This window comes from Streptomyces triticagri (assembly GCF_003429565.1).
GTDB classification, from domain to species: Bacteria; Actinomycetota; Actinomycetes; order Streptomycetales; family Streptomycetaceae; genus Streptomyces; species Streptomyces triticagri.
Map to the genome: position 1 here is coordinate 1 of NZ_QUAK01000219.1, position 24,264 is coordinate 24,264.

General features: G+C 71.7%; 24 protein-coding genes and 1 pseudogene. 14 read left to right on the plus strand and 11 right to left on the minus strand.

The features are described from left to right. The 3 genes from DY218_RS29125 to DY218_RS29135 all read left to right on the plus strand — a co-directional run. The coding region (locus DY218_RS29125; RefSeq protein ID WP_147336186.1) for an outer membrane protein assembly factor BamB family protein at positions 1–1,293 on the plus strand (1,293 nt) is incomplete at its 5' end. Between the two features lie 61 nt (positions 1,294–1,354). Further along, positions 1,355–1,942, plus strand: coding sequence for a TetR/AcrR family transcriptional regulator (locus DY218_RS29130; RefSeq protein ID WP_128559149.1), 588 nt, complete (start codon positions 1,355–1,357; stop codon positions 1,940–1,942). Positions 1,943–2,091: 149 nt separating this feature from the next. Then, positions 2,092–2,865, plus strand: a complete 774-nt coding sequence (locus tag DY218_RS29135; protein ID WP_128559150.1) for an SDR family NAD(P)-dependent oxidoreductase — start codon at positions 2,092–2,094, stop codon at positions 2,863–2,865. 13 nt (positions 2,866–2,878) lie between these two features. Here the strand turns inward: DY218_RS29135 and DY218_RS29140 are convergent, their stop codons facing one another. The 3 genes from DY218_RS29140 to ilvA all read right to left on the minus strand — a co-directional run bounded on the left by DY218_RS29140 (position 2,879) and on the right by ilvA (position 6,120). Next, positions 2,879–3,703 (minus strand): ABC transporter permease, encoded by an 825-nt coding sequence (locus tag DY218_RS29140; protein WP_199566891.1) that lies wholly within the window; start codon positions 3,701–3,703, stop codon positions 2,879–2,881. A gap of 35 nt (positions 3,704–3,738) precedes the next feature. Next, positions 3,739–4,725: an ATP-binding cassette domain-containing protein gene (locus DY218_RS29145; RefSeq protein ID WP_128559152.1), complete on the minus strand. Its 987-nt coding sequence runs from the start codon at positions 4,723–4,725 to the stop codon at positions 3,739–3,741. Positions 4,726–4,890: 165 nt separating this feature from the next. After that, positions 4,891–6,120 carry a threonine ammonia-lyase gene (ilvA, locus tag DY218_RS29150; protein ID WP_128559153.1) on the minus strand — a complete coding sequence of 410 codons (1,230 nt, stop codon included), beginning with the start codon at positions 6,118–6,120 and terminating at the stop codon, positions 4,891–4,893. Positions 6,121–6,355: 235 nt separating this feature from the next. Between ilvA and DY218_RS29155 the strand changes: the two genes are divergently transcribed. The 3 genes from DY218_RS29155 to DY218_RS29165 all read left to right on the plus strand — a co-directional run bounded on the left by DY218_RS29155 (position 6,356) and on the right by DY218_RS29165 (position 7,627). Beyond that, on the plus strand, positions 6,356–6,850 hold the full coding sequence (locus tag DY218_RS29155; protein WP_128559168.1) for a MarR family winged helix-turn-helix transcriptional regulator: 495 nt from the start codon (positions 6,356–6,358) through the stop codon (positions 6,848–6,850). A 61-nt stretch (positions 6,851–6,911) separates the two neighbouring features. Beyond that, positions 6,912–7,379 carry a sigma factor-like helix-turn-helix DNA-binding protein gene (locus DY218_RS29160; RefSeq protein ID WP_199566889.1) on the plus strand — a complete coding sequence of 156 codons (468 nt, stop codon included), beginning with the start codon at positions 6,912–6,914 and terminating at the stop codon, positions 7,377–7,379. Continuing rightward, positions 7,376–7,627, plus strand: a complete 252-nt coding sequence (locus tag DY218_RS29165; RefSeq protein ID WP_199566890.1) for a hypothetical protein — start codon at positions 7,376–7,378, stop codon at positions 7,625–7,627. Before DY218_RS29160 ends, DY218_RS29165 begins: the two co-directional genes overlap by 4 nt. Before the next feature lie 33 nt (positions 7,628–7,660). On the opposite strand, the gene DY218_RS29170 is transcribed toward DY218_RS29165, so the two are convergent. After that, entirely contained in the window at positions 7,661–8,815 is a 1,155-nt protein-coding gene (locus DY218_RS29170) for a cystathionine gamma-synthase (RefSeq protein WP_128559155.1), read from the minus strand. A 210-nt stretch (positions 8,816–9,025) separates the two neighbouring features. On the opposite strand from DY218_RS29170, the gene DY218_RS29175 reads away from it, so the two are divergent. The 3 genes from DY218_RS29175 to DY218_RS29185 all read left to right on the plus strand — a co-directional run bounded on the left by DY218_RS29175 (position 9,026) and on the right by DY218_RS29185 (position 11,281). Further along, positions 9,026–10,144 (plus strand): hypothetical protein, encoded by a 1,119-nt coding sequence (locus tag DY218_RS29175; protein WP_128559156.1) that lies wholly within the window; start codon positions 9,026–9,028, stop codon positions 10,142–10,144. A 131-nt stretch (positions 10,145–10,275) separates the two neighbouring features. Continuing rightward, positions 10,276–10,974, plus strand: a complete 699-nt coding sequence (gene msrA, locus DY218_RS29180; RefSeq protein ID WP_128559157.1) for a peptide-methionine (S)-S-oxide reductase MsrA — start codon at positions 10,276–10,278, stop codon at positions 10,972–10,974. Positions 10,975–11,017: 43 nt separating this feature from the next. After that, entirely contained in the window at positions 11,018–11,281 is a 264-nt protein-coding gene (locus DY218_RS29185; RefSeq protein ID WP_128559158.1) for a DUF6332 family protein, read from the plus strand. Between the two features lie 38 nt (positions 11,282–11,319). Here the strand turns inward: DY218_RS29185 and DY218_RS29190 are convergent, their stop codons facing one another. Beyond that, positions 11,320–12,030 (minus strand): SDR family oxidoreductase, encoded by a 711-nt coding sequence (locus tag DY218_RS29190; RefSeq protein ID WP_128559159.1) that lies wholly within the window; start codon positions 12,028–12,030, stop codon positions 11,320–11,322. 145 nt (positions 12,031–12,175) lie between these two features. Continuing rightward, entirely contained in the window at positions 12,176–13,450 is a 1,275-nt protein-coding gene (locus DY218_RS29195) for a L,D-transpeptidase (protein ID WP_128559160.1), read from the minus strand. Positions 13,451–13,903: 453 nt separating this feature from the next. On the opposite strand from DY218_RS29195, the gene DY218_RS29200 reads away from it, so the two are divergent. Then, positions 13,904–14,227, plus strand: a complete 324-nt coding sequence (locus DY218_RS29200) for a hypothetical protein (protein ID WP_128559161.1) — start codon at positions 13,904–13,906, stop codon at positions 14,225–14,227. A gap of 59 nt (positions 14,228–14,286) precedes the next feature. Here the strand turns inward: DY218_RS29200 and hutH are convergent, their stop codons facing one another. Next, on the minus strand, positions 14,287–15,855 hold the full coding sequence (hutH, locus tag DY218_RS29205) for a histidine ammonia-lyase (protein ID WP_128559170.1): 1,569 nt from the start codon (positions 15,853–15,855) through the stop codon (positions 14,287–14,289). 142 nt (positions 15,856–15,997) lie between these two features. Beyond that, complete coding sequence (locus tag DY218_RS29210) at positions 15,998–17,146, minus strand: GGDEF domain-containing protein (protein WP_128559162.1); 1,149 nt, start codon at positions 17,144–17,146, stop codon at positions 15,998–16,000. A 177-nt stretch (positions 17,147–17,323) separates the two neighbouring features. On the opposite strand from DY218_RS29210, the gene DY218_RS29215 reads away from it, so the two are divergent. Continuing rightward, positions 17,324–18,163 carry an enoyl-CoA hydratase/isomerase family protein gene (locus DY218_RS29215; protein WP_128559163.1) on the plus strand — a complete coding sequence of 280 codons (840 nt, stop codon included), beginning with the start codon at positions 17,324–17,326 and terminating at the stop codon, positions 18,161–18,163. Between the two features lie 649 nt (positions 18,164–18,812). On the opposite strand, the gene DY218_RS29220 is transcribed toward DY218_RS29215, so the two are convergent. Together DY218_RS29220 and DY218_RS29225 are read right to left on the minus strand one after the other, a co-directional pair. Further along, positions 18,813–20,198 carry an adenylate/guanylate cyclase domain-containing protein gene (locus DY218_RS29220; protein ID WP_407703700.1) on the minus strand — a complete coding sequence of 462 codons (1,386 nt, stop codon included), beginning with the start codon at positions 20,196–20,198 and terminating at the stop codon, positions 18,813–18,815. Between the two features lie 232 nt (positions 20,199–20,430). Further along, a complete protein-coding gene (locus DY218_RS29225) occupies positions 20,431–21,336 on the minus strand; it encodes a biotin--[acetyl-CoA-carboxylase] ligase (protein ID WP_128559164.1) in 906 nt (301 codons plus the stop codon). Between the two features lie 169 nt (positions 21,337–21,505). On the opposite strand from DY218_RS29225, the gene DY218_RS29230 reads away from it, so the two are divergent. Both DY218_RS29230 and DY218_RS29235 read left to right on the plus strand, forming a co-directional pair. Continuing rightward, positions 21,506–23,113 (plus strand): acyl-CoA carboxylase subunit beta, encoded by a 1,608-nt coding sequence (locus DY218_RS29230; protein ID WP_128559165.1) that lies wholly within the window; start codon positions 21,506–21,508, stop codon positions 23,111–23,113. Positions 23,114–23,124: 11 nt separating this feature from the next. Further along, positions 23,125–23,334 (plus strand): acyl-CoA carboxylase epsilon subunit, encoded by a 210-nt coding sequence (locus DY218_RS29235; protein WP_128559166.1) that lies wholly within the window; start codon positions 23,125–23,127, stop codon positions 23,332–23,334. 40 nt (positions 23,335–23,374) lie between these two features. On the opposite strand, the gene DY218_RS29240 is transcribed toward DY218_RS29235, so the two are convergent. Further along, entirely contained in the window at positions 23,375–23,917 is a 543-nt protein-coding gene (locus DY218_RS29240; protein ID WP_128559167.1) for a hypothetical protein, read from the minus strand. Positions 23,918–24,060: 143 nt separating this feature from the next. Between DY218_RS29240 and DY218_RS29245 the strand changes: the two are divergent. Beyond that, a pseudogene (locus DY218_RS29245) lies at positions 24,061–24,264 on the plus strand (hypothetical protein); the annotation flags it as partial.

The window sequence follows — 24,264 nt, forward strand, 5'->3', positions numbered from 1 at the left end:
CCGCGACCGCCGGGCGCCCGACGGCGGTGGCTGCTCGCGGCCGGCGCCGCGGCCGCGGCCGCCGTGCTCGTCGCGGGCGCCCTCGCGCTGGACGGCGGCACCGACGACGGCGGGCAGTCGGGCTCGTCCTCCGGCGGGCGCGGCGGCAACTCCTCGGAGTCGGGCGGTGGTTCGCCGGCCGGCGACGGGTCGCGCACGGCGAGCGTCGCCCTTCCGTACGGCGGCGAAGGCCACACCCGCGACTTCGGCAAGGCGGGCGGCGACCGCGCCCAGCGGCCGAAGAACTGGCAGCCGTGGGCCGCGAAGGTACCGGGCGGCTCCGGCCCCTGTGCCGTGCACGGCGAGCACCTGGTGTGCACCGGGCCGGACGGCGGAGCCACCGGCCTTCGGGCGTCGGACGGCGAACGCCTCTGGTCGGTGCCCGGCGGCGGCGCGAAGCTGCGCAGCGCCGCCTCCTACCCCGCGGTGCACGACGGCGCGCTGTACGTGACGGGACAGCAGGGCGTCACGGCCTACGACCTGGCGGACGGACACAGGACGTGGCACGCCCAAGGGCCCGGTGACGACTACGCGTTCAAGGACACCGACACGGCCGGCGGGACCCTCTACACGACCTACCTCGGCCCGGACGAGACGAGCGACGGACTCGTCACCGCACGCCGGCTCGGCGGCGACCGCAAGGTGCTCTGGAAGGCACGCGTCCCCGGCATCGTGGAGACCCCGCTGGCCGTCGGCGACCGGCTGTACGTACTGAGCAACAAGGGCCTGACCGCGTACGACACCCGCAGCGGCAAGCGGCTCGCCCGGTCGTCCGAGACGGAGTGCTTCCTGATGTCGGCCACGGCCGACGCGCTGCTGTGCGGCGGACGCCAGGACGGCGGCGTCGCGGTCCTGGACGCGGGCACGCTGCAGCGACGGCGGGTGATCGCGGAGGACGTCCAGGCCATGTCCGCGCCGACGGCGGCCGGGAAGGACACGCTGCTCCTCGCGGACGACAAGCGGCTCTACGCGTACGACGTGCCGAGCGGCCGGCGGCTGTGGGACCAGGAGGTGATCGACGAGGCCGGGCGCATCGACGTCGTCGGCGACACCGTGCTGACCGGCAGCGGCCTCTCGGTGACGGCGTATCCGCTCGACGGCAAGGCGGACAGGGGGACTCCGGCGACGTTCCAGGCACCGGCCGGCACGGACGAGGAGGAGCTCGGTGCGGGCCCCACGGACTCGCTCGCGGTGGGCGGCGTGCTGTTCCTGATCCTGGACGGCTGGGTGATCAGCGGCTACCTGCCGTCCTGAACCTGCTCGACCGACTCGAATCTCCTTGACTGATCGTTCCAGAAACGGCTAGGTTTCCGTCATGGCCAGGACCAAGGAATTCGACCCGGACGCCGCGCTGCAGTCGGCCCTCGAGCTGTTCTGGCAGCGGGGGTACGAGGCGACGTCGATGACCGACCTCGTCGAACACCTCGGCATCGGCCGCGCAAGCCTGTACGCGACGTTCGGGAACAAGCACGACCTGTACCTGAAGGCGCTCGACCGGTACACGGCGACCCGCGACCCGGCCCTCCTCGAGGAGCTGTCCCAGCCCGGCCCGGTACTGCCGGCCGTACGCACCCTTGTGCGCCGCTTCGCGGCCGAGGCGGCGGACGAGGCGACGCGCACGGACGGCTGCCTGGTCACCAACACGGCCGTCGAACTGGCCCCGCACGACCGGGAGTCGGCCCGGCGGGTGGAACGCAGCTGGGAGCAGATCGAAACCCCGCTGCACGCGGCGCTCGTCCGGGCCCGCGCCCAGGGCGAACTCCCGCCGGACCGCGACCCGCGCGCCCTGGCCCGCCTCCTCCTCGTCCTCCTCCAGGGCCTCCGCGTCACCGGCAAGGCCTCCACGGACCCCGCCCGGGTGCGGGATGCGTCGGAACAGGCCTTGACCCTGCTGGATCCGTGAACCGCTGAAGCACTCCCCCACAGCCCAGTCCGTCACCTCCAGCCCGTCCGGCGCTTCCAGCCCGTCCGTCGCCTCCAGCGCGTCCGGCGCTTGAGGACATCTTTTTACGCACCCAAATACTAGACCGATAGGTCAAAAAAGGAGCCCCGATGCGCAGCACCGAAACCCCCTCCAACCGCCGGACGGCCCTCGTCACCGGCGCCGGCTCCGGCATAGGCCGCACCATCGCCCTCGCCTTCGCCGCCGAGGGCGCAAACCTCGTCGTCGCGGGCCGCACCGAGGCCACCCTCAAGGAGACCGCCGACCTCATCGCCACCGCCGGCGGAACCGCCCTCGCCGTACCCACCGACATCACCCGCCCCGACGACGTCCGGGCCCTGATCGACGCGGCTGTCACCCGCTTCGGCTCCCTGGACGTGGCCGTCAACAACGCCGGCGTCGCCCGCGGCGGCCACCCCCTCGCCGACCTCCCCGAGGAGGACTGGCACGCCCTCGTCGACACCAACCTGACCGGCGTCTTCCTCGCCCTGCGCGCCGAGGTGGCCCAGATGCGCACCCAGCCGACCGGCGGTGCCATCGTCAACATCGCCTCGAACATCGGCGCTCACCGGAGCCTGCCCGGCCTCACCGCCTACGCCGCCACCAAGGCCGCCATCTCGGCCCTCACCCGCGGCGCCGCCCTCGACCACATCAAGGACGGCGTACGGATCAACGCGGTCAGTCCTGGCCCCACCGAGACCACCATGTCGATGCGCCCCGGCGAGACCGAGGCCGAACGCATCGAGCGCATGCGCAGCGAGGCCCCGGTGGGCCGCGTCTCGACCACTGACGAGATCGCCGCCGCCGTCCTGCACCTCGCCTCCCCGGCATCCGCCTCCACGGTCGGCACCGACCTGGTCGTCGACGGCGGCGCATCGGCGTGACGTGTCGGACGGGTCAGGCGGCCGACTGGCGGTACTTGCGGACCGCGAGGGTGCGGAAGACGGCGATGATGATCACGGACCAGATGACCGAGGCGAGGATCGGGTGCTCCATCGGCCAGGCGCCGGTGACGGACTGCGGTACGTTCGGCATCTTGTTGCCGAAGAGTTCGCGGGCGCCCGCGACGGTGGCGCTGAAGGGATTCCACTCCGCGACGTGCTGCAGGAAACTCGGCATGCCCGTGACCGGCACGAACGCGTTCGAGATGAACGTCAGCGGGAAGAGCCAGATCAGCCCGCCGGAGGTGGCGGCCTCCGGGGTCCGTACGGACAGGCCGATCAGCGCGCCGATCCAGGAGAACGCATAGCCGAGCAGGAGCAGCAGCAGGAAGCCGCAGATCACCTTGCCGATGTTCTCGTGGGCCCGCCAGCCGACGAGTAGCGCGACGCCCGCGAGCACGATGATCGTCAGTGTGGTCTGCACCAGGTCGGCGAGCGTACGGCCGGTGAGCACCGCGCCGCGTGCCATGGGCAGCGAGCGGAAGCGGTCGATGAGGCCCTTGTGCATGTCGTCGGCGATGCCCGCGCCTGCGCCCGCGGTGGCGAAGGTGACGGTCTGCGCGAAGATGCCGGCCATCAGAAACTCTTTGTAGAGCTGCGGGTCGGTGGACCCGCCGATGCTGATCGAACCGCCGAAGACGTACGTGAACAGCACCACGAACATGACCGGTTGAATGAGCCCGAACAGCAGGATCTCAGGAATCCGGGCCATGCGAATCAAGTTGCGCTGAGCGACTACCAGGGAGTCCCTGACCGACTGGGTGACACCACCTCTCGGCATCGGGGCTGTGATCTCTCCGGTCTCGGATACGGCACTCACACCTGCTCCTCGTTGTCGGGCTGATTGCCGTCGGCCTCCTCGGCCGCGTGGCCGGTCAGGGAGATGAAGACGTCGTCGAGGGTGGGGCGGCGCAGGCCGATGTCGTCGATCTCGACTCCGCGGGCGTCCAGTTCCCTGATGACCTCGGCGAGCAGCTTGGCGCCGCCGGTGACGGGGACGGTGATCTTGCGGGTGTGCTGTTCGACCGTGTGGCCCGAGGTGCTCTTGGCGTACGAGGCGAGCACCTCCTCGGCGACCGGGATCAACTCCCGGTCCTGCACGACGACTTCGACCCGCTCCCCGCCCGTACGGGCCTTGAGTTCGTCGGACGTGCCGCGGGCGATCACGCGGCCGTGGTCGATGACGCAGATGTCGTGCGCGAGGTGGTCGGCCTCCTCCAGGTACTGGGTGGTGAGGAGCAACGTGGTGCCTCCGCCGACCAGTTCCTTGATGACCTCCCACAGGGCCTGCCGGTTGCGCGGGTCGAGGCCGGTGGTCGGCTCGTCCATGAACATCACCGGCGGCGAGACCACCAGGGCGGCCGCGAGGTCGAGGCGCCGGCGCATGCCGCCGGAGTACGTCTTCGACGGGCGGTCGGCGGCGTCCGCCAAGTTGAACCGCTCGAGGAGTTCGGCGGCCCGGGTCTTCGCGGCCTTGGCGGACATCTGGTAGAGACGGCCGACCATCTGGAGATTCTCACGGCCGGTCAAGTACTCGTCGACCGCTGCGAATTGGCCGGAGAGGCCGATGGAACGCCGTACCGCGTCAGGGTCCTTGACGACGTCGATGCCGGCCACCACCGCCTTGCCGGAGGTGGGCGTGAGCAGGGTCGTCAGGCAGCGTACGGCGGTGGTCTTGCCCGCGCCGTTCGGCCCCAGGAGGCCGAGGACCGTGCCTTCGGGGACATCGAGATCGACGCCGTCCAGAGCCTTTACGTCACCGAAGTGCTTGACCAGCCCCTCGGCGTAGATGGCGCCTGGCATGTGGGTCTCCCAGTGTGTGGGTGTGGCGTGAACAGCTGGTGGGCTTTGGGGTAGTTGCTACCCGAAAGCTTAGGTTTGCCGGGCAGTCGTCGCCCGGTGACTCTCGCGCGTGTGACTCACACCATAACGCGATACATCGCGTCTCCGCAGCGTGTCTGAAGAAGTTCAGTCGCGCACGATGTAACCCGCGTCGCGCAGCGCCGCGGCGACCTCGACGCAGTGCGCCGGGCCCTTCGTCTCGAGATGCAGCTCCACCTCCGCTTCCGTGAGCCCGAGTCGTGGGTCGGTCCTGGCGTGGCTCACGTCCAACACATTCGCATCCACCACTGACAACACCCCGAGGAGCGTGGCCAGGGCGCCCGGCCGGTCGGTCAGGCGCAGCCGCAGCGACAGGTAGCGGCCCGCCGCGGCCATGCCGTGCCGCAGGATCCGCTGCATCAGGAGCGGATCCACATTGCCCCCGGACAGCAGCGCCACGACCGGTCCTTCGAACGAGCCGGGATCGCCGAGCAGTGCGGCCACCGGGCTGGCTCCCGCGGGCTCGACGACCAGCTTCGCCCGCTCGAGGCAGAGCAGCAGGGCGCTCGAGAGCTCGTCCTCGGAGACCGTACGGACCTCGTCCACCAGATCGCCAACGATTTTGAACGGCAGGTCCCCGGGACGTCCGACCTTGATGCCGTCGGCCATGGTGACCGGACGCTCCACGGCCACCGGTCGGCCGGCGGCGAGCGAGGGCGGGTACGCCGCTGCTCCCGCCGCCTGCACTCCGACGATCTTCACGTCGGGCCGCAGTGCCTTCAGGGCGACGGCCACCCCGGCCGCGAGTCCGCCGCCGCCGATGCCGACGACGACGGTGCGCACCTCGGGGCACTGCTCGAGGATCTCCAGGCCGATGGTGCCCTGCCCGGCGACCACGTCGGGGTGGTCGAAGGGGTGGATGAAGACCGCACCCGTATCGCGCGCGTGGTCCTGTGCCGCGGCGAGTGTCTCGTCGACCACCTGTCCGTGCATCCGCACTTCCGCGCCGTACTCGCGGGTGGCGGCGACCTTGGGCAAGGGGGCGCCGGTCGGCATGAAGACCGTGGAGCGTACGCCGAGCAGCGACGAGGCGAGTGCGACACCCTGCGCATGGTTTCCGGCACTGGCGGCGACCACTCCGGCCGCGCGCTCCTCGGGCAGCAGGCCCGAGATCCGTACGTAGGCGCCGCGGAGCTTGAACGATCCGGTCCGCTGCAGGTTCTCGCACTTGAGGTGCACCGGCGCCCCGACCAGTTGCGACAGGTGGCGGCTGCCCTCCATGGCGGTCACCCGGGCCACGCCCGCGAGCATCTTCTGCGCCCCGCGTACGTCGTCGAGCGTCACCGGGTGCGAGCGGTCGGGCCTCTGGTGGTTCATGGAAGTCAAGTCTTGCAGCTCGCGACGGGTCCGCCCGCCGGGCGGCCGGGGGCCTGCCCGGTTTGCGCACGGCCGCCACGTCCCGGCTCGTGGCCGCGTACTCTGTCCCCCACCCACCCTCGACGCGTGAAGTGAGCTCCCGGCCATGCCCACACCTTCGGACATGACGACGGACCCGACTACGGATCGGACCACGGCCCCGGACAAGGACACGGCCCTGGACGCCGCTTCGGATGTGAGCCGCGACCTGGATGAGGGGCTGCTCGACCGGCTTCAGCATCAGGTCGCCGTCTTCGCCCGCCGCGCCGAGCAGACCCGGCTCGGCGGTACGGGGCAGCTGCGCAACTCGATGGATCGCGCCGCGTATCTGCTGCTCAACCGCCTGGACCGGGAAGGTCCGATGGGCGTCAAGGCGCTCGCCGCGAGCATGGGCATCGACTCCTCGACGGTGACCCGGCAGGTCGCGCCGCTCGTCGAGTCGGGCCTGGTCGACCGCGCCTCGCACCCGGAGGACGGCCGCGCCGTGGTGCTCGAGCTGTCGCCGCAGGGGCAGCGGCGGCTCGGCGAGGTGCGGGACTCGCGGCGCGAGCTGATGGCGCAGCTGACCGACGACTGGGATCCGGAGGAGCGCGACGCGTTCTGTGTCCTGCTGACCCGGTTCAATGCGGCGCTGCACGCCCGCCAGGCCGGGGCCGCCGGCGAGGCCGAAGAGGTACCGCCCGCCTCTTGACCGCGGGCGCGCGGCCGACCTCAATGGAGATCAGAGGCTCCCCCGGTCCACGGGAGGCACGGTGCGCGAACGGCAGGCGGCTCAGGACGCCCGCCGGGCCCGTGAGTTCGAGGCGTTCGTCGCGGGCGCGGCAGGGCGCCTGCTGCATGCCGCGACGCTGCTCACCGCGGAGACCCCGGACGACAATCCGTACGCCAGGCGGCTGCTCACCGGCGCCCTGGCGCACACGTACGCCTCCTGGCACCGGCTGCGCGGTGAGGATCCGTATGCGGCGACCCGGCAGGATCTGGCGGGGCGGTTCGCACGGGCCGCGGTGCGCCACCATCGCACCCATGGCGGTGTCCTCGCCTCGCTCGGCCCGCAGGAGCGGCTGATCCTCGTGCTGCGGTACTACGAGGGCGTCGCCGAGGAACAGGCCGCCGCACAGCTCGGGTTGCCGGTGGAGCGTGTCCGGACGGTCTGCTATCGGGCCGCGGCGGGGCTGCTGCGTCCGTCGTCGGGCACGCGCGCGTGGGAGGCGGTCCGGTGAGTCTGTCCGAGCGCAAGGAGGACGAGGTGCGGCGGCTGCTCGCCGGGCCGCTGCCCTCGGTGCCGCCGGGTCTGGTGACCGAGGCGACCGCGCGCGGCGAGCGGCTGCTGCGCCGCCAGCGGGCGGTGCGGCGGGTGTTGTGGCTGCTGTTCTGCGTGGCCGTGGTGGCGTTCACGGTGTGGGCCGCGGTGGAGCAGCCGTGGATACGGCCGCCGGCGGAGACGACGCCGCCGCTGCAGGGCTGGTAGGCGGGCACGGGCGGCCCGCCCACCGTGGCGTCGTCAGCCCAGTGCCTGGCGCAGGTCCGTGAGCAGGTCGTCCACCGACTCGATGCCGACGGAGAGCCGCACCAGATCCGCGGGCACCTCTAGGGCCGAACCGGCCGCCGACGCGTGCGTCATCCGTCCCGGGTGCTCGATCAGCGACTCGACGCCGCCGAGCGACTCCCCGAGGGTGAACAGCCGCGCGCGGTTGCACACCTCGACCGCGGCCTCCTCGCCGCCGGCCACCTGGAAGGACAGCATCCCGCCGAAGGCCTTCATCTGCTTGGCCGCGGTCTCGTGCCCCGGGTGTCCGGACAGGCCCGGGTACAGGACGTTCGTCACGCGCGCGTGGCCGCCGAGCATCTCGGCGATCCGGCTCGCGTTCTCGCTGTGCCGGTCCATGCGCACCGCGAGGGTCTTGATGCCGCGCAGCACGAGCCACGCGTCGAACGGTCCGGCGACCGCGCCCATCGCGTTCTGGTGGAAGGCCAGTTCGTCGGCGAGGTCCTGGTCGTTCACCACCAGGGCGCCGCCCACCACGTCCGAGTGGCCGCCCATGTACTTGGTGGTCGAGTGCACCACGACGTCCGCGCCGAGCGCGAGCGGCTGCTGCAGGTAGGGGCTGGCGAAGGTGTTGTCGACGACCAGGCGGGCGCCCGCCGACCTGGCGATCGCCGCGACGGCCGCGATGTCGGTGATGCCGAGCAGCGGGTTCGAGGGCGTCTCCACCCAGATCGCCTTCGTACGGTCGGTCACCGCGTCGCGCACCGCCGCCGGGTCGCTGGTGTCGGCGACCGTGAACTCGACGCCCCAGCGGGAGACGACCTTCGCGAACAGGCGGAAGGTGCCGCCGTACGCGTCGTTCGGAATGACCACGTGGTCGCCGGGCGCGAGCAGCGCGCGCAGCAGGCAGTCCTCGGCCGCCAGACCGGAGGCGAAGGCGAGTCCGCGCCGGCCGCCCTCCAGGGCCGCGAGGTTCTCCTCGAGGGCCGTGCGGGTCGGGTTGGCGCTGCGGCTGTACTCGTAGCCGCCGCGCAGTCCGCCGACACCGTCCTGCTTGTACGTGGAGACCTGGTAGATCGGCGGGACGACCGCGCCGGTCTGTGGGTCCGCGGTGTTGCCCGCGTGGATCGCGAGGGTCTCGAAACTGTTCGTGGGGTGCCTGTCGCTCATGCGGCCCGAGCGTAGCCCCGCTGTCGGCCGTGCGGGCGGGCGATCAGCGACCGACACCCTCAAGAGGGCCTCGGCGCCCGGGTTTTCCACGGCCGGCCCGACCGGTGGCGGGTTGAGGGCTGTCCCGAAGGCCGCTAACCGGAATCCAGGTTTTCCACAGGCTCGGGGACTGGTTCGCCGTTTGTCCGTCGCGTCTGGTTCGCTTGAGACATGGAGATTCTCTGGGCGCTGATGGCAGTGATCATGTTGGGGGCGATTTTCGGGCCGATCCTGCTGCGCAGGCGCGGCGGCATCCGCCTGGCCGCCCCCGGCTCGCCGGACGCCGCGGACCCGGCGGACTACGGCTTCGTGCGCCAGGAGGACCTCGACATCCGGATGCCCGGACCCGACCAGGACCTGCTCGACGTCCTGGACGTGGTGCAGCGCAGCCAGGACTGGCGGGCCGCGTCCCAGCTCCTGGCCGGCACCGGCGTCGAGGGCGAGGTGCGCTGGCAGCGCGTGCAGGCCTTCGCCGGCGCCGCGTCCCTTGAGCTGCAGCAGCGCCCGGGCGGGGTCTCGGACGCGCCCGGCGGGCAGTGGCTGCGGGTCTGGCGGTCCGAGGCGCCCAAGGACGCGGGCGGTGCGGCCGTGCACGCCGAGTTCCTGGTCCAGCAGGCGTTCCGTACGGCCACGCCCGGCACCGACGAGCACCGCATCATCCTCGAGGAGGCCCGCGCCGCCGTCGCCGAGGCTGCGCTGCTGTCCCCCGGTGACCCCGTTCCGTACATCGTGGAGCTGGCCGTCGCGCGTGGTCTTGGCTACTCCCGCGAGGAGTTCGAGCAGGTCTGGCTGAAGATCCTGGACCGCGCGCCCGAGCACATGGGCGCCCATCTCTCGGCCCTGCACTACGCGAGCGAGAAGTGGCACGGCTCCCGCGACTCGGCGTACGAGTTCGCGGAGGCCGCGGCCGCGCGCGCCCCGGGTGGCTCGCTGCTCGCCGCACTGCCGCTGTTCGCGGTGTACGACCACCTTCCCGATGTCACCCTCGTCCGCAGCTTCTGGGAGAGCGCGGTGGTGCGCAATGCGATTGAGGGCGCGCAGTACGCGGCGCATTCGGCCCGCCCCGGGGACCCGATGCTGGCGCACGTACGGCATCTGCTGGTCTGGTTCCTGGTCCGCTCCGAGCGCTGGGGCGAGGCCATGGAGCAGCTGATAGCGGTCGACGGCCATGTGGGCGCCCTGCCGTGGACGCTCTCCCCGGACCCGGCCGCCGAGTACGCGGTGTACCGCGCCCTGGCCGTCGCGGGATACGAGGCGAACGGCGGCAGCCCGGCGACGCTGCCGCACTGAGCCGGCTCCGGTTCCGCTCAGGAATCCGCGGCCGCGTCCCGGCGTTGACACCCACGTCGGGCCGGCCCCGGACCGGCCGCCCGGCCGCCCCGCCCCGCTCGTCCGCTCGTTCCGGCTCTCTGGAGGACCCCATGCTGTTCGGCCGTACGCCCGTCCTGCCGACCCCCGAGGAGGCTCTGCGCGGCCGCCCCGAGCCGGCCTTCACCGTCCCCGAGCGGCACACCGTCCTCGGCAATCCGCTGCTCGGCCCGTACCCGGAGGGTCTGGAGGTCGCGGACTTCGGCCTCGGCTGCTTCTGGGGCGCCGAGCGGAAGTTCTGGCAGACGCCGGGCGTGTGGACGACCCTCGTCGGTTATCAGGGCGGCCACACCCTGAATCCGACGTACGAGGAGGTCTGCTCCGGTCTGACCGGGCACACGGAGGCGGTCCGCGTCGTCTTCGACCCGTCCGTCGTCTCGTACGCGGATCTGCTGAAGGTCTTCTGGGAGAGCCACAACCCGACGCAGGGCTTCCGCCAGGGCAATGACGTGGGCACCCAGTACCGCTCCGCGATCCACACCCACGGCCCCGACCAGGCCGCGGTCGCGGAGGCCTCCCGCGAGGCGTACCAGCAGGTGCTCACCGCCGCGGGCCACCGCGCCATCACCACCGAACTCCTCCCGGCCGAGGACCGCCCGTTCTATCCGGCGGAGGCGTATCACCAGCAGTACCTGGACAAGAATCCGGACGGATACTGCGGCATCGGCGGCACGGGCGCGACGCTCGAGTCACCGTCCGAGACCAACTGGGGCCGTGCGTGCCCGACGGGCATCGCGCCCGTGGAGGACTGACTGAGGCCGGCGCTTCGCTGAGCGGGACAGGACGGGGGGGGCGATGAGCGGAGATCCACCCGGGGACTACGGCCGGGAGAGTCGCTGGGAGAAGGACGACACGACCGTCGAGAGCATGTACGCCCTGTTCAGCGCGACCGTTCTCGCGGCGCTTGTGCTCGGGGCGTTCGTGTACGTGGCGCATCTGTTCGTCGGCGGGTCCCCCGTGGTCGTGCAGGTCGGCGTGGGCGCCGCGGCGCTGGTGTGGATCGCGCGCGTCGTGCAGGTTCTGGTCCGCCACCAGCGCCGCCGCGACCTGGGCCGCTGACCCTCCGGGCGGGCTCGCCGAGTGCCCGCCCCAGCAGGTCAGTTGGGCTGGCGCTTCGGGCGGATGGTGAGGGTGTTGATGTCGACGCCGGCCGGCTGGTCGATGGCCCAGACGATCGAGTCCGCGATGCGGTCGGCGTCCAGCAGGATGCCCTCGTGGTTCGGCCCCGGGCCGTCCCAGAACGGCGTGTCGACGCGGCCCGGCGCGACCAGCGTGACCCCCACCTCGTCCCCGGTGACCAGACGCCTGGTGTTCTCGGCGAGGCCGGTGACGGCCCACTTGGTGGCGCCGTAGACGTTGCCGGGGGTGTTGACCAGGCCGGCGACGCTGCCGATCAGGATGATGCGGCCGCGGGTCTCCTTGAGTGCGGGCAGCGCGTGCCGGATCAGCAGGGCGGGGCCGAGGACGTTGGTGAGCACCATGGCCCGCCACACCTCCGGGTCGCCGTCCGCGACGGTGCCCTCCCCGGCGAAGCCCGCGTTGGCGACGACCGTGTCGAGGCGGCCGTACTCCTTGACCGTCGCGGCCACCGCGGCCGCCACGGCGTCGCTGTCCGCGGCATCGCCCGGCAGGGTCAACAGCGCGTCGCCCGCGTCGAATTCGGCGGCGAGCCGGTCCAGCTTGGCGCCGTCGCGACCGGTGACGGCGACGCGCCCGCCGCGCGCAAGGAGCCGGCGGGCAGCGGCGGCACCGATGCCGGTGGAGCCGCCGGTGATGAGAGTGACGTCATGCGCGGAGTCAGTGGTCATGCCCGGGAGCCTAGGAACTGGAGTGCACTCCATGGCAAGTGGCAGGTAAGCGGCAAGTGCCGCGCCCCGCACCCCCTGAGCCCGGGGATGCGGGGCGCCACGGTCGTACGAGGAACCACGGTCGTACGAGGAAGAAGCGGGGACGTCAGGCCTCCGAGCCCGCCGTCCACTCGGCCCAGCTCATGTTCCAGCCGTTGAGGCCGTTGTCCGGCTGGATGGTCTTGTCGGGCGAGTTCTTGACCACCACGACGTCGCCGATCAGCGAGTTGTCGTAGAACCACGCGCCGGGCTGCTTCGGGTCCTTCGCGCCCTTCACGTCGTTCAGGCCGACGCAGCCGTGGCTGGTGTTGGCGCTGCCGAAGATCGAGTCGTCGCCCCAGTAGTTGCCGTGGATGAAGGTGCCGGAGGTCGACAGGCGCATCGCGTGCGGCACGTCCTTGATGTCGTACTCGCCCTTGCCGTCGTCGTCGGTGAAGCCGACCGTGGCGCCGTCCATCCGGGTCTCCTTGTACTTCTCGGAGATCACCATCTCGCCGTTGTACGTGGGGTTGTCGGGCGAGCCCGCGGAGATCGGGATGGTCTTGACGGTCTTGCCGTCCTGCGTGACGGTCATCGTCTTCGTCTTGGCGTCGACGGTTGAGACCTGGTTGCGGCCGATCTTGAAGGTGACCGTCTTCTGCTGGACGCCGTAGACGCCGTCCGCGCCCTCGACGCCGTCGAGGTCGAGCTTCAGGGTGACGGTCGAGTTGCCCTGCCAGTAGTCCTCGGGGCGGAAGTCCAGACGGTTGCCGCTGAACCAGTGGCCGACGACCTCCTGGCCGCTGCTGGACGACACCTTGATGTGGGACTGCACATCGGCCTTGTTGGTGATCGCCTTGTCGAAGTTGATCGAGACCGGCATGCCGACGCCGACGGTCTTGCCGTCGTCCGGCGTGTAGTTGCCGATGAAGCTGTTGTCCGGCGACACGGTGGTGAAGGTCGCGTTCTCGTGCGCCTCGCGGCCGTCCGAGTCCTTCGCCGCGGCACTGATCTTGTACGTGGTGGCCCGCTCGAGCTGGGCGTCCGGCTTCCAGCTCTTCTTGTCCGCGGACAGGGAACCGGCGACCGCGGTGCCCTCCGAGGTCGTCATCTCGACCTCGGTGAGCTCGCCGTCGGCGACGCTGACCTTGGCGGCGTTGTTGATGCTCGCCTTGTTGGAGCCGTTCTTGGGCGTGATCTTTATTCGGGCGCTGGACGCATCCTTGGCGGCCGCCTTGTCCGCCTGGTCCTGCGTCTTCTTGGTGCCGCCGTCGGCCGACCCCTTGTCCCCGCCGTCGTCGCTGCTGCCGCACGCAGAGAGCACCAGTACGCCGCCGAGCAGCGCGGACACCGCCGCCATGCCCCGACGCCGCTTGCTTCCCGTCATCACACGCTTCTCCATCGTTGCCGATTCCCCACGAAAACCACGTAAGCCATAAGCCACGTGAACCGGGTACACCCACCCAGGCCCGCGAAAGCCCCCGAGGCAGGCTGCCAGGCCTCCCCCGCAACCTGTTAAACCGCTGATCCGGTACGTCCGGTTCCAAATCGGCGGGAGATGTGTGCAATACCACGCCGACCTCGGGATGACCGGACGGTCCACTGCCGGGCCGCTTCCGAGGCTACGGCCTGGCCTCGGCACTCCGATACGGGGCGACCGGCGCCGACAGGACGCGCGTTTCGCAGTAAACCCGGACAAACAACAGGAATTCGCTTGGGCTCAACGGGCGGAGCGTACGGTTCCGAGGCCTCTTGGCTTTCCCAGGACCCGCGCCTTTCATTAGCATCGGCCCGCACGGCAAGGAGAAGGCCCGCCCTCCTCCAAGTCACCAGCGCCACAAAGGGGATCGATACCGTGACCGTCGCTCGTCGCTTCGTGATCACCGCGTCCGCAGCCGGTTCGCTGCTCACCGCCCTGTGGTTCGTCCCCTCGGCCGACGCGACCCCGGACCTGAAGACGCAGCAGGTCGAGCAGGAGCAGCAGGCGCGGCAGGCGATCCACGGACAGGCCGCGGCGGCCGAGGACGGCGCGGGTGCCGCACAGGCGGATGCGCCTCGGCTCGCGGACACCGGATCGGTGGACACCACGCCGTATCTGATCGGCGGCACGGCCTTCCTCGGCGTGGGCGCGGCCTTCGTGGCCCGCTCGGTCCACCGGGGCCGGACCGGGACGGCTTGATCCGCCCCGGCCGCTGACCCCGGCCGATCAGGCCTGCGCGCCCGCCGCGCCGGCGCCCGTCAGTCCAGCGCCCCCGTCACCGACTCCGCGGCGGCGAGCAGCCCACCGTCGCCCACGAAGGCCTCGGCGGCGGCCAGATCCGGAGCCAGGAAGCGGTCGGGTCCGGGCCCCTCGACTCCCGCCGCGCGCGCCGCATCGATCACGGCACGGCTGGCCGGCGCAGGTTCGAGCCCTTGGCGCAGCTCGATGCCGCGGGTGGCGGCGTAGAGCTCGACGGCGATGATCCGGGTGAGGTTCCCCACCGCCGTACGGAGCTTGCGGGCCGCGGACCAGCCCATCGACACATGGTCCTCCTGCATCGCGGAGGACGGGATGGAGTCGGCCGATGCCGGGACGGCGAGCCGCTTCAACTCGCTGACCAGGGCGGCCTGGGTGTACTGGGCGATCATCAGGCCGGAGTCGACGCCCGCGTCGTCGGCGAGGAACGGCGGCAGGCCGTGGCTGCGGTTCTTGTCGAGCAGCCGGTCGGTGCGGCGCTCGGCGATCGACCCGAGGTCGGCCACGGCGACGGCCAGGAAGTCCAGTACGTACGCCACGGGGGCGCCGTGGAAGTTGCCGTTCGACTCGACCCTGCCTCCCCCTACGACTCCGTCGTGGGAGGTGCCCCCAGCCAGCACCACCGGATTGTCGACAGCAGCGGCGAGCTCGCGTTCGGCGACCACGCGCGCGTGGGCGAGGGTGTCCCGGCCGGCACCGGCGACCTGCGGGGCGCACCGTACCGAGTAGGCGTCCTGGACCCGCGGCGAATCGTCCTGGTGGTGGCCCGTGAGGCCCGAACCGGCAAGCACCTTCAGCATGTTGGCGGCAGCGGCGGCCTGGCCCGGGTGCGGGCGGATGGCGTGCAGCTCGGGCGCGAGGACCTTCGCCGTGCCGAGCAGGGCCTCGAGGCTGAGCGCGGCGGTGATGTCGGCACTGCGGTAGAGGCGCTCGAGGTCGTCGATGGCCATGATCAGCATGCCGAGCATTCCGTCGGTGCCGTTGAGCAGCGCGAGGCCTTCCTTCTCGCGCAGCTCGACCGGTTTGATGCCGTGCTCGGCGAGCAGTTCCGCGGCGGGCCGTACGGTCCCGTCGGGGCCCGCCGCCTCGCCCTCGCCCATCAGCGTCAGGGCGCAGTGGCTGAGCGGCGCCAGGTCGCCGGAGCAGCCGAGCGAGCCGTACTCGTGCACGGCCGGGGTGATCGAGGCGTTGAGCAGGTCGGCCATGGTCTGCGCGACCTCGGGGCGCACACCGGTCCGTCCCGAGCACACCGTCTTCAGGCGCAGGAACATCAGGGCCCGTACGACCTCGCGCTCCACCAGCGGGCCCATGCCCGCGGCGTGCGAGCGCACGATGTTGCGCTGCAGCTGGGTGCGCAGGTCGGGGCTGATGTGCCGGGTGGCGAGGGCGCCGAATCCGGTCGAGACGCCGTACACCGGCACCGGTTCGGCGGCGAGTGCGTCGATCACGGCGCGCGAGGCGGCCAGTGCTTCGAGGGCTTCCGGCGACAGCTCCACCCGGGCGTCCCCGCGTGCCACGGCGACGACATCCGCCGCGGACACTCCGGCCACCCCGAGCACCACAGTGTGCATATCCATATTCAGCAGAGTACGGACTGAATCGGGAACTGTCACGGGTGGAGCCCGGTTTCAGTCATTACACGGCAACCGGCGACGCCAACCGGCAAGGGCGATCCGGCAATTGACGGGCGGCCGCTCCTCATCGGCGGCCGACTCACCGCCGAAAGCGCCGCCGCTCTCCCGGAGTCTCCGGATCCGGCGCGGGATCGGGAGCGTCGGCCAGGCGTACGACCGGATCGTCAGGCCCCGCACGGCCCGCGACCATCGGCGCGGTGGCCCGACCCGCCTTCGCGCGGTACTGCGCCGCGTCCGCGAGACGGAACAGCCGGCGGGCCGAGCCGACCGGCCCGATCGGATCTCCGGTCGAGGCGACCCCACAGGCCACGCCCTCACCGAGGCCCAGCTCGAGGGCGCGTACGCACAGCTCCTCGGCCACCCGCACCACATCGTCGGCCTGCGGGCCCACCGCGAGGAGACAGAACTCGTCGCCGCCGAGCCGCGCCGCGAGCGCGCCGGGCAGCATCGCGCCACAGAGCGAGAGGACCGAGCCGAACCGTTCGAGCAGCCGGTCGCCGACCGCGTGCCCGTGCGTGTCGTTGACCCGCTTCAGACCGTTCAGATCGCAGACCACCAGGGAGACGACGGTGCCGTCCGTGCGATGCAGATCCACGGCCTCCGCCAGGCGAGCGTCGAGCGCGCGCCGGTTGGCGAGTCCGGTCAGGGCATCCGTGAAGGCGAGCCGCCTGGCCTCCTCGAGGCGCTCCGTCTGGGCGATACCGGCCGCCGCGACGGCGGCGAGCACGGTGGCCAGCTCCGCATCGGCCTCCCCGAACACCACGTCGCCGGCGGCCCGCGCCACGTACAACTCCCCCCAGGCCCGCCCGTGCAGCACGATCGGCGCGACCACGCAGCAGCCGCGGCCGCGGCGGCGGAGCGCGGCGACCCGCTGATGGCAGTAGCCGGCGTCGCCGGGCGCGGGGCCGCCGGCGGTCTCCACCCAGGCATTGGGCTCGCCGCCGCCGGCCCACCGCTCGTGCAGAAACTCGGCGATCTCCGGGAACTGGTGCACCGGATACGCCTCCTCGGCCGGGAACTCCTCCTCACCCGGCGCCAGGTGCCCCACATTCACCAGGACCCTCAGCCGGCCCCGGTCGCGCTCCCAGACCGAGAGCGCCGCGAAGCTGCCGGCCAGGGCGTGCCGCGCGCCCTGCGCCGCGGCCCGCCACGAGGCGCGCGGCGTCTGCGCGGCTGCCATGCCCTGGGCCAGCGTCACCACGGCACGCAGGCGATCATCCTCACCCATTGCCCCAGGTTACGTAGTGATGTCACACAGTGGGCTTTTTGTACGGCGAACCGGGGTTCGCCCCACGGTGTCGGCGGGATGCCTCCGGCGGGGCTTTCCCGGCGGGCGCGGGGCTGCGATGATCTGACGGTTAACCGGCGTTAACCGACGCCGGCCGACCACCAGGAGGGCGTGACCATGGCCGAGCAGCGGTTCGGGGAATTCGTCGAGGTACGGCGGCACGAGCACGTCGCCGAATTCGTACTCGACCGCCCGAAGGCGATGAACGCGGTGTCCAGCGAGATGGCCCGCTCCATCGCGGCGGCCTGCACGGCACTCGGCGAGGACCCCGGCGTACGGGCGGTGGTGCTCACCTCCACCCACCCGAAGGCGTTCTGTGTCGGCGCGGACCTCAAGGAGCGGAACTCCCTCACGGACGCGGAGCTGGTGGCCCAGCGGCCCACCGCACGCTCCGCGTACACCGGGGTGCTCGAGCTGCCCGTGCCGACGATCGCCGCGGTGCACGGCTTCGCGCTCGGCGGCGGTTTCGAACTCGCCCTCGCCTGCGATCTGATCGTGGCCGACAGTACGGCGGTGGTGGGTCTGCCCGAGGTGTCCGTGGGGGTGATCCCCGGCGGCGGGGGTACGCAGCTGCTGCCGCGGCGGGTGGGTGCGGCACGGGCCGCGGAGCTGATCTTCACGGCCCGCCGGGTGGGAGGCGAGGAGGCGGCGGCGCTGGGACTTGTGGACCAGCTCGTCGAGGAGGGTGCCGACCGTACGTCGGCGCTGGCCCTCGCCGGGCGGATCGCGGAGAACTCGCCCGTCGGCCTGCGGGCGGCCAAGCGGGCCCTCCGGGTGGGGCATGGGCTCGACCTGCGGGCGGGACTCGAGGTCGAGGACGCGGCGTGGCGCTCGGTGGCGTTCTCGCCGGACCGCGCGGAGGGGGTTGCGGCCTTCGCCGCAAAGCGAAAGCCGATCTGGCCTTCGAGCGCGACGTCCAGCGCGTCCGGCGCGTCATCCAGCCGGTCGGGCGCGTGATCCGGCCCGTCGGGCGCGTCGTCCAGGCCCGTCCGGCGGGTCTTTCCGCCCGTCGGGCGCGTGATCCAGCCCGTCCGGCGCGTCATCCAGCCCGTCCGGCGATTGAGGACATCTTTCAGCCGGTCCGGCGTTTGAGGACGAGCCCGCCAGGGCGAAAAAGGAGCCCGTCCGGCGTTTGAGGACAAGGCCCGTTCAGGGCCGTTCCGGTTCCAGGCATCGGCCTGGCGGCCTCGTCCTCAATCGCCGGACGGGCTTGATTTTGGCCTGGACGGCCTCGTCCTCACACGCCGGACCGGCTGGATTTGGCCTGGACGGCCTCGTCCTCAAACGCCGGACCGGCTGGATTTGGCCTGGACGGCCTCGTCCTCACACGCCGGACCGGCTGGATTTGGCCTGGACAGCCTCGTCCTCACACGCCGGACGGGCTTGATTTTGGCCTGGACGGCCTCGTCCTCAAACGCCGGACCGGCTTGATTTTGGCCTGGACGGCCTCGTCCTCACACGCCGGACCGGCTGGATTTGGCCTGGACAGCCTCGTCGTCACACGCCGGACGGGCTGAATGATGGCCTCGAACGCCGGACCGGCTGGACTGGCCCCGGACGGGCTGAAGGTATCCACAGGACTGGGCGCGCAGCGCCGGGGCAGAACCTAGCGCCGCGTAAGCAACCACGGCTCCACAACCCCGAGCCCCCGCACGGGCCGCTGCCACATCGGCTGAAGAGCGAACCGGTAGGAGGGCACCTCCAACCCCTCCTTCTCCGCCCGCTCCGCGGCCTCCGCCGCCTCCGCCTCGGACGCGGGCGCGTCCCCCGTACGGGTCAGGTCCTCCGCGAACGCCGTATCCACCAGGACGGAGTCCTTCGGCGCTATCGAGGTGAGCCGGCTCGCCAGATTCACCGTCGTACCGAACACATCGCCCATCCGCGTGGTGACCGTGCCGAACGCGATCCCGACCCGCAGCTCCGGCATCGTCTCGTCGTTCGCCATCGTCTCGATGAGCCGGAAGGCGATCTCCGCGGCCGTCCCCGCGTCGTCCGCGGAGAACAGCACCTCGTCGCCGAGGGTCTTGATCAGCCGGCCGCCGTTCGCGGCGACCAGGTCCGCGCAGGTCGTCTCGAAGGCCTCGACCAGCTCGCCGAGTTCCTCCTCCTCCATCCGCCGGGTCAGCCGCGTGAAGCCCACCAGGTCCGCGAAGCCGACCGCGAGGCGCCGGTCCACCATCTCCTCGTCGTCGGCGACCTGGACGACCCGCCCGGTCGCGGCCGCGAGCTGCCGCCGCCAGACGTAGACCAGGAACTCCTCGAGCTCCGGCAGCAGCAGCTGCATCAGGGGGTACGTGACCTCGGTACGGGTCATCCCGGGCTCGGGCGGTTCGGTGAGGCCCTCCAGGAACGAGTCGATCTGCCAGTCCGCGAGGCGAGCGGTGGTCTGGCCGGTGGAACGCGCCACCTGCACCGCCATCGCCTCGCTGAGCAGCCCCGCCTCGACCAGGCCCGCGAGCCGCCGCAGTGCGAGTACGTCCGCCTCGGTGAGGGCCTTGGCCTGGCCGATGTCGGCGAAGCCCATGGCCCGCCAGAAGCGCGAGGCGAGCTCCATCGAGACGCCGGCGGTACGGGCCGCCTGGAAGGCGGTGTAGCGGCGCTCGGCGCCGAGGATCAGCTGCTCGAGGCGGAGGGCGAGCGGATCGTCACCGGGCTCGGCCTTGCCGTCCGGGGCCGCCGGGGCCTCGTCTGCGACGTGGCGCAGCATCGGTACGTCGTCGCCGTCGGGGAGGTCCTGCTGCCAGGCCTCAGCGGGAGTGCCGGAGGGCTCCGCACCGGATTCGTCCCCGCGGGGACCGCCAACCGGGTCGCTGTCCGGGTCGCTCGAAGCCACGTCGGGCCTCCCGGGAGAAGTGCTCGGGCCGGACGGATCCGGAGCCCCCTGGGGGGCGCCACCTCCGCCGGGCTCCGACCGGCCACGGCCTTCGGCCCCGCCGGCAGGCCGGGAGGCGGGACGGGCACCCGAGCCTGAGCCGCTGTCGTCGACGGTCACTGCGTGTTGCCCTTCCGATCTGCCGCGGCCTGATAACGACCGGCCTCAACGATACGGCAGCTGTGCGATGGCTCACTCCGTTCGCGGGGTCAGGGTTGTGGTCCGGCTCCCCCGGACGAGGAGGAAAATCCGGGTGCCCCCGGACAGGCTGAAAAAGATGTCCTCAAACGCCGGACAGGCTGAATGAAACGCCGGACAGGCTGAATGAAACGCCGGACGGGCTGAATGAATCTCAGGTCGCAGGACGCAGATGGACGACGTCTCCCGCGGAGACCGGCTCGCGGACGCCGTCCGCCGTGCCGATGACCAGTCGCCCGTCCCCGTCGACGGCCAGCGCCTCACCCGTGAGGGACCGCCCACCGGGCAGCTCCGCCCGTACCTCCCGGCCCAGGGTCACGCAGCCCGCCGCGTACGTCTCCTGGAGCCGGGAGGCCGAAGGGTCGCCGCCCGCCGCACGCCAGTCGCCGTACCACTGCTCGATGGACCGCAGGACCGCCCGCAGCAGCGGATCGCGGTCGACGGACTTCGCCCCGGCGAGCGCCAGCGACCCCGCGCCGGGCACGGGCAGTTCGTCCGCCCGCAGCGAGACGTTGAGCCCGATGCCGAGGACCACCGCGTCCGATCCCGTGCGCTCCGCGAGGATGCCGCCCGCCTTGCGCTCCTCGCCGTCGACGGTGACGAGCAGGTCGTTCGGCCACTTGAGTCCCGTGTCGACGCCCGCGGCGCGCGCGAGACCCGTCGCGACGGCGACCCCGGCGAGCAGCGGCAGCCAACCCCAGCGCTCGACCGGCACCTCGTCGCCCGGCTTCAGGAGCATGGAGAAGAACAGCCCCGACCGGGCGGGCGCGCTCCAGGTGCGTTCGAGCCGTCCGCGTCCGGAGGTCTGCTCCTCGGCCACCAGGACCGCGCCCGGCGCGGCGTCCGACCGCGCGGCCAGGTCCGAGTTGGTTGAGCCGGTCGCCTCCACCACGTCGATCGAGGTCCACAGGGCGCCGGGGCGCACCAGGGCGCGGCGCAGGGCGGACGCGTCGAGGGGCGGGCGCTCGAGATCCGACCAACGGCCGGCCGGTCCGTGGGCGCCGGCGGATCCGTGTGCGTCGCCGCGGTCGCCCCCGCGGGAGGGGTCCGGTGTCGTCATGCAAGACAGCCTAGGTGTGGGATACGACGCACTGCCCCCGCGCGGTCCCGCCGATACGCTACGGATCAGTAGCCCATGTCAGAGCCCTCGGGGCGGGCCGTCCCGTCCCGTACGGAATCGCCCCGTCCGTCCCCCGTCGAACCGTGAACAGGCAGGGAGCCGCATCCCGATGTCCGAGCCGGAACAGCTGCAGCAGACGCAAGCGATTGACATCCACACGACCGCCGGGAAGCTCGCGGATCTGCAGCGGCGGGTCGACGAGGCGAATCATGCCGGTTCGCAGCGGGCGGTGGAGAAGCAGCATGCGAAGGGGAAGCTGACCGCGCGTGAGCGGATCGAACTGCTCCTGGACGAGGGCTCGTTCGTGGAGCTGGACGAGTTCGCGCGGCATCGTTCGACGGCCTTCGGCCTGGAGCAGAACCGGCCGTACGGGGACGGCGTGGTGACCGGTTACGGCACCGTGGACGGGCGTCCGGTGGCGGTGTTCTCGCAGGACTTCACCGTCTTCGGCGGCGCGCTCGGAGAGGTCTTCGGGCAGAAGATCATGAAGGTGATGGACTTCGCCCTGAAGACGGGCTGCCCGGTGATCGGCATCAACGACTCGGGCGGCGCCCGCATCCAGGAGGGGGTGGCGGCGCTCGGCATGTACGGGGAGATCTTCCGCCGCAACACCCATGCGTCCGGAGTGATTCCGCAGATCTCGCTGGTGGTCGGGCCCTGTGCGGGTGGCGCGGTGTACTCGCCGGCGATCACCGATTTCACGGTGATGGTGGATCAGACGTCGCACATGTTCATCACCGGTCCGGATGTCATCAAGACGGTCACGGGTGAGGACGTCGGCTTCGAGGAGCTCGGCGGTGCCCGTACGCACAACGCGACCTCCGGCGTGGCGCACCACATGGCGAGCGACGAGAAGGACGCCATCGAGTACGTCAAGTCCCTTCTCTCGTACCTGCCTTCGAACAATCTGAGCGAGCCGCCGGCCTTCCCCGAGGAGGCCGATCTGGAGACCTCGGACGAGGACCGCGAGCTGGACACGCTGATCCCGGACAGTGCGAACCAGCCCTACGACATGCACACCGTCATCGAGCATGTGCTTGACGACGGCGAATTCCTGGAGACGCAGACCCTGTTCGCGCCGAACATCCTGACCGGCTTCGGCCGGGTGGAGGGCCGGCCGGTGGGCATCGTGGCGAATCAGCCGATGCAGTTCGCCGGCTGTCTGGACATCGACGCCTCGGAGAAGGCGGCGCGCTTCGTGCGCTCCTGCGACGCGTTCAATGTGCCGGTGCTGACGTTCGTGGATGTGCCCGGGTTCCTGCCGGGCACGGATCAGGAGTACGGCGGGATCATCCGCCGCGGCGCCAAGCTGATCTACGCCTACGCCGAGGCGACGGTGCCGCTGATCACGATCATCACCCGCAAGGCGTTCGGCGGGGCGTACGACGTGATGGGCTCCAAGCACCTCGGTGCGGACATCAACCTGGCCTGGCCCACCGCGCAGATCGCGGTGATGGGTGCGCAGGGTGCGGTGAACATCCTGCACCGGCGCACCATCGCCGCCGCCGACGACGACGCCCGCGAGACCGTCCGCGCGGAGCTGATCCAGGAGTACGAGGACACCCTCCTCAACCCGTACACGGCGGCCGAGCGCGGGTACATCGACACGGTCGTGATGCCGTCCGAGACCCGCCGGCAGATCGTCCGGGGCCTGCGTCAACTCCGCTCGAAGCGCGAGTCGTTGCCCCCGAAGAAGCACGGCAACATCCCCCTGTAGGAGTGCAGATCATGATGATCAAGGTCGTACGGGGCAACCCGACCCCCGAGGAGCTGGCCGCCGCACTCGCGGTGGTCCGCGCCCGCGCCACGGCGGGATCCGCGGATCCGTCCGGCGCCGGCGAACCCCTGGCCGCCTGGGCCGACCCGGCACGAGTGGCCCGCCACCGGCTGCCCGCACCGGGGCCGACGGCATGGGCCCGCACGTACTGGCCCGTGTGACACCGCACGGGCGGGGGCGCCATGGGCCGGACGCCGGGGTCTACCCGGCGGTCCGCCCGGCCCCCGTCGTGACCGTCGTGGTCTGTGTCTGCCGCGTCTCCTGCTGCTCCTCGAAGACACCGCCCACGGCGGACGCTCCGACGAGCACCACGACGAGCGCGGCGGCACCGGCCCACACCCGCCGCCGCCCGACCGCCCGGCGCACCCACCCACGCGCGCCCGCGTCGGCGGACACGGGCTGCACGGCCTGCGCGGCCTGTACGGCCTGCAGCACGGGAGCCGCCGGAGGCACGGGACCCGCGGCCGCGCAGGCGATGGCGCTGCGCGCATCCGACCACGCCTCCGCATCGGCCCCCGTGACCCCGCAGGCGGCGACGAACGCGGTGACGAGCTCCGCACGCGGCAGGCGGTCGCGGCCGAGCATGGTCGCGGCCGTGGAGTACGGCAGTACGTGCCCGGCATCCGCCGCACGGCGTTCGAGGCGTCGATAGCTCAGACCCGACCACGCCTTGAGCCGCCGCAGTTCCGCCATGAAGGCGGCGGCGTCGGTGCGCGGTGGAGTGGGCGGCGGCGCGGTGGTCATCGTGGCTCCCCCTGTCGAGCTGGACGTACACGGTCGCCGAGCTGGACGTACACGGTCTCGCACAAGCCCGAACACCCTGACAGCTTGAGGACCCCCGACGGCGACGGTCAACCTCGGCGCAGATTCCCGAAGTTGGAGACCCGATGCGCCTCAAGCACCCTGTCCGCCCCACCCGTCCCACCCGCTCCGCACGCCCCGCCCGCCGCTCGATGCCCGCCGCGCTCGCCCTGCTGCTGTTGCTGCCGCTGCTCGGCGGCTGCGCCGGCGACCGGTCCTCCGGCGCGGCCCGCGGCCGGGACGCGGAGACCGTCGCCGCCTTCCTCGGACGCGCCCTGCCCCGGGGCACC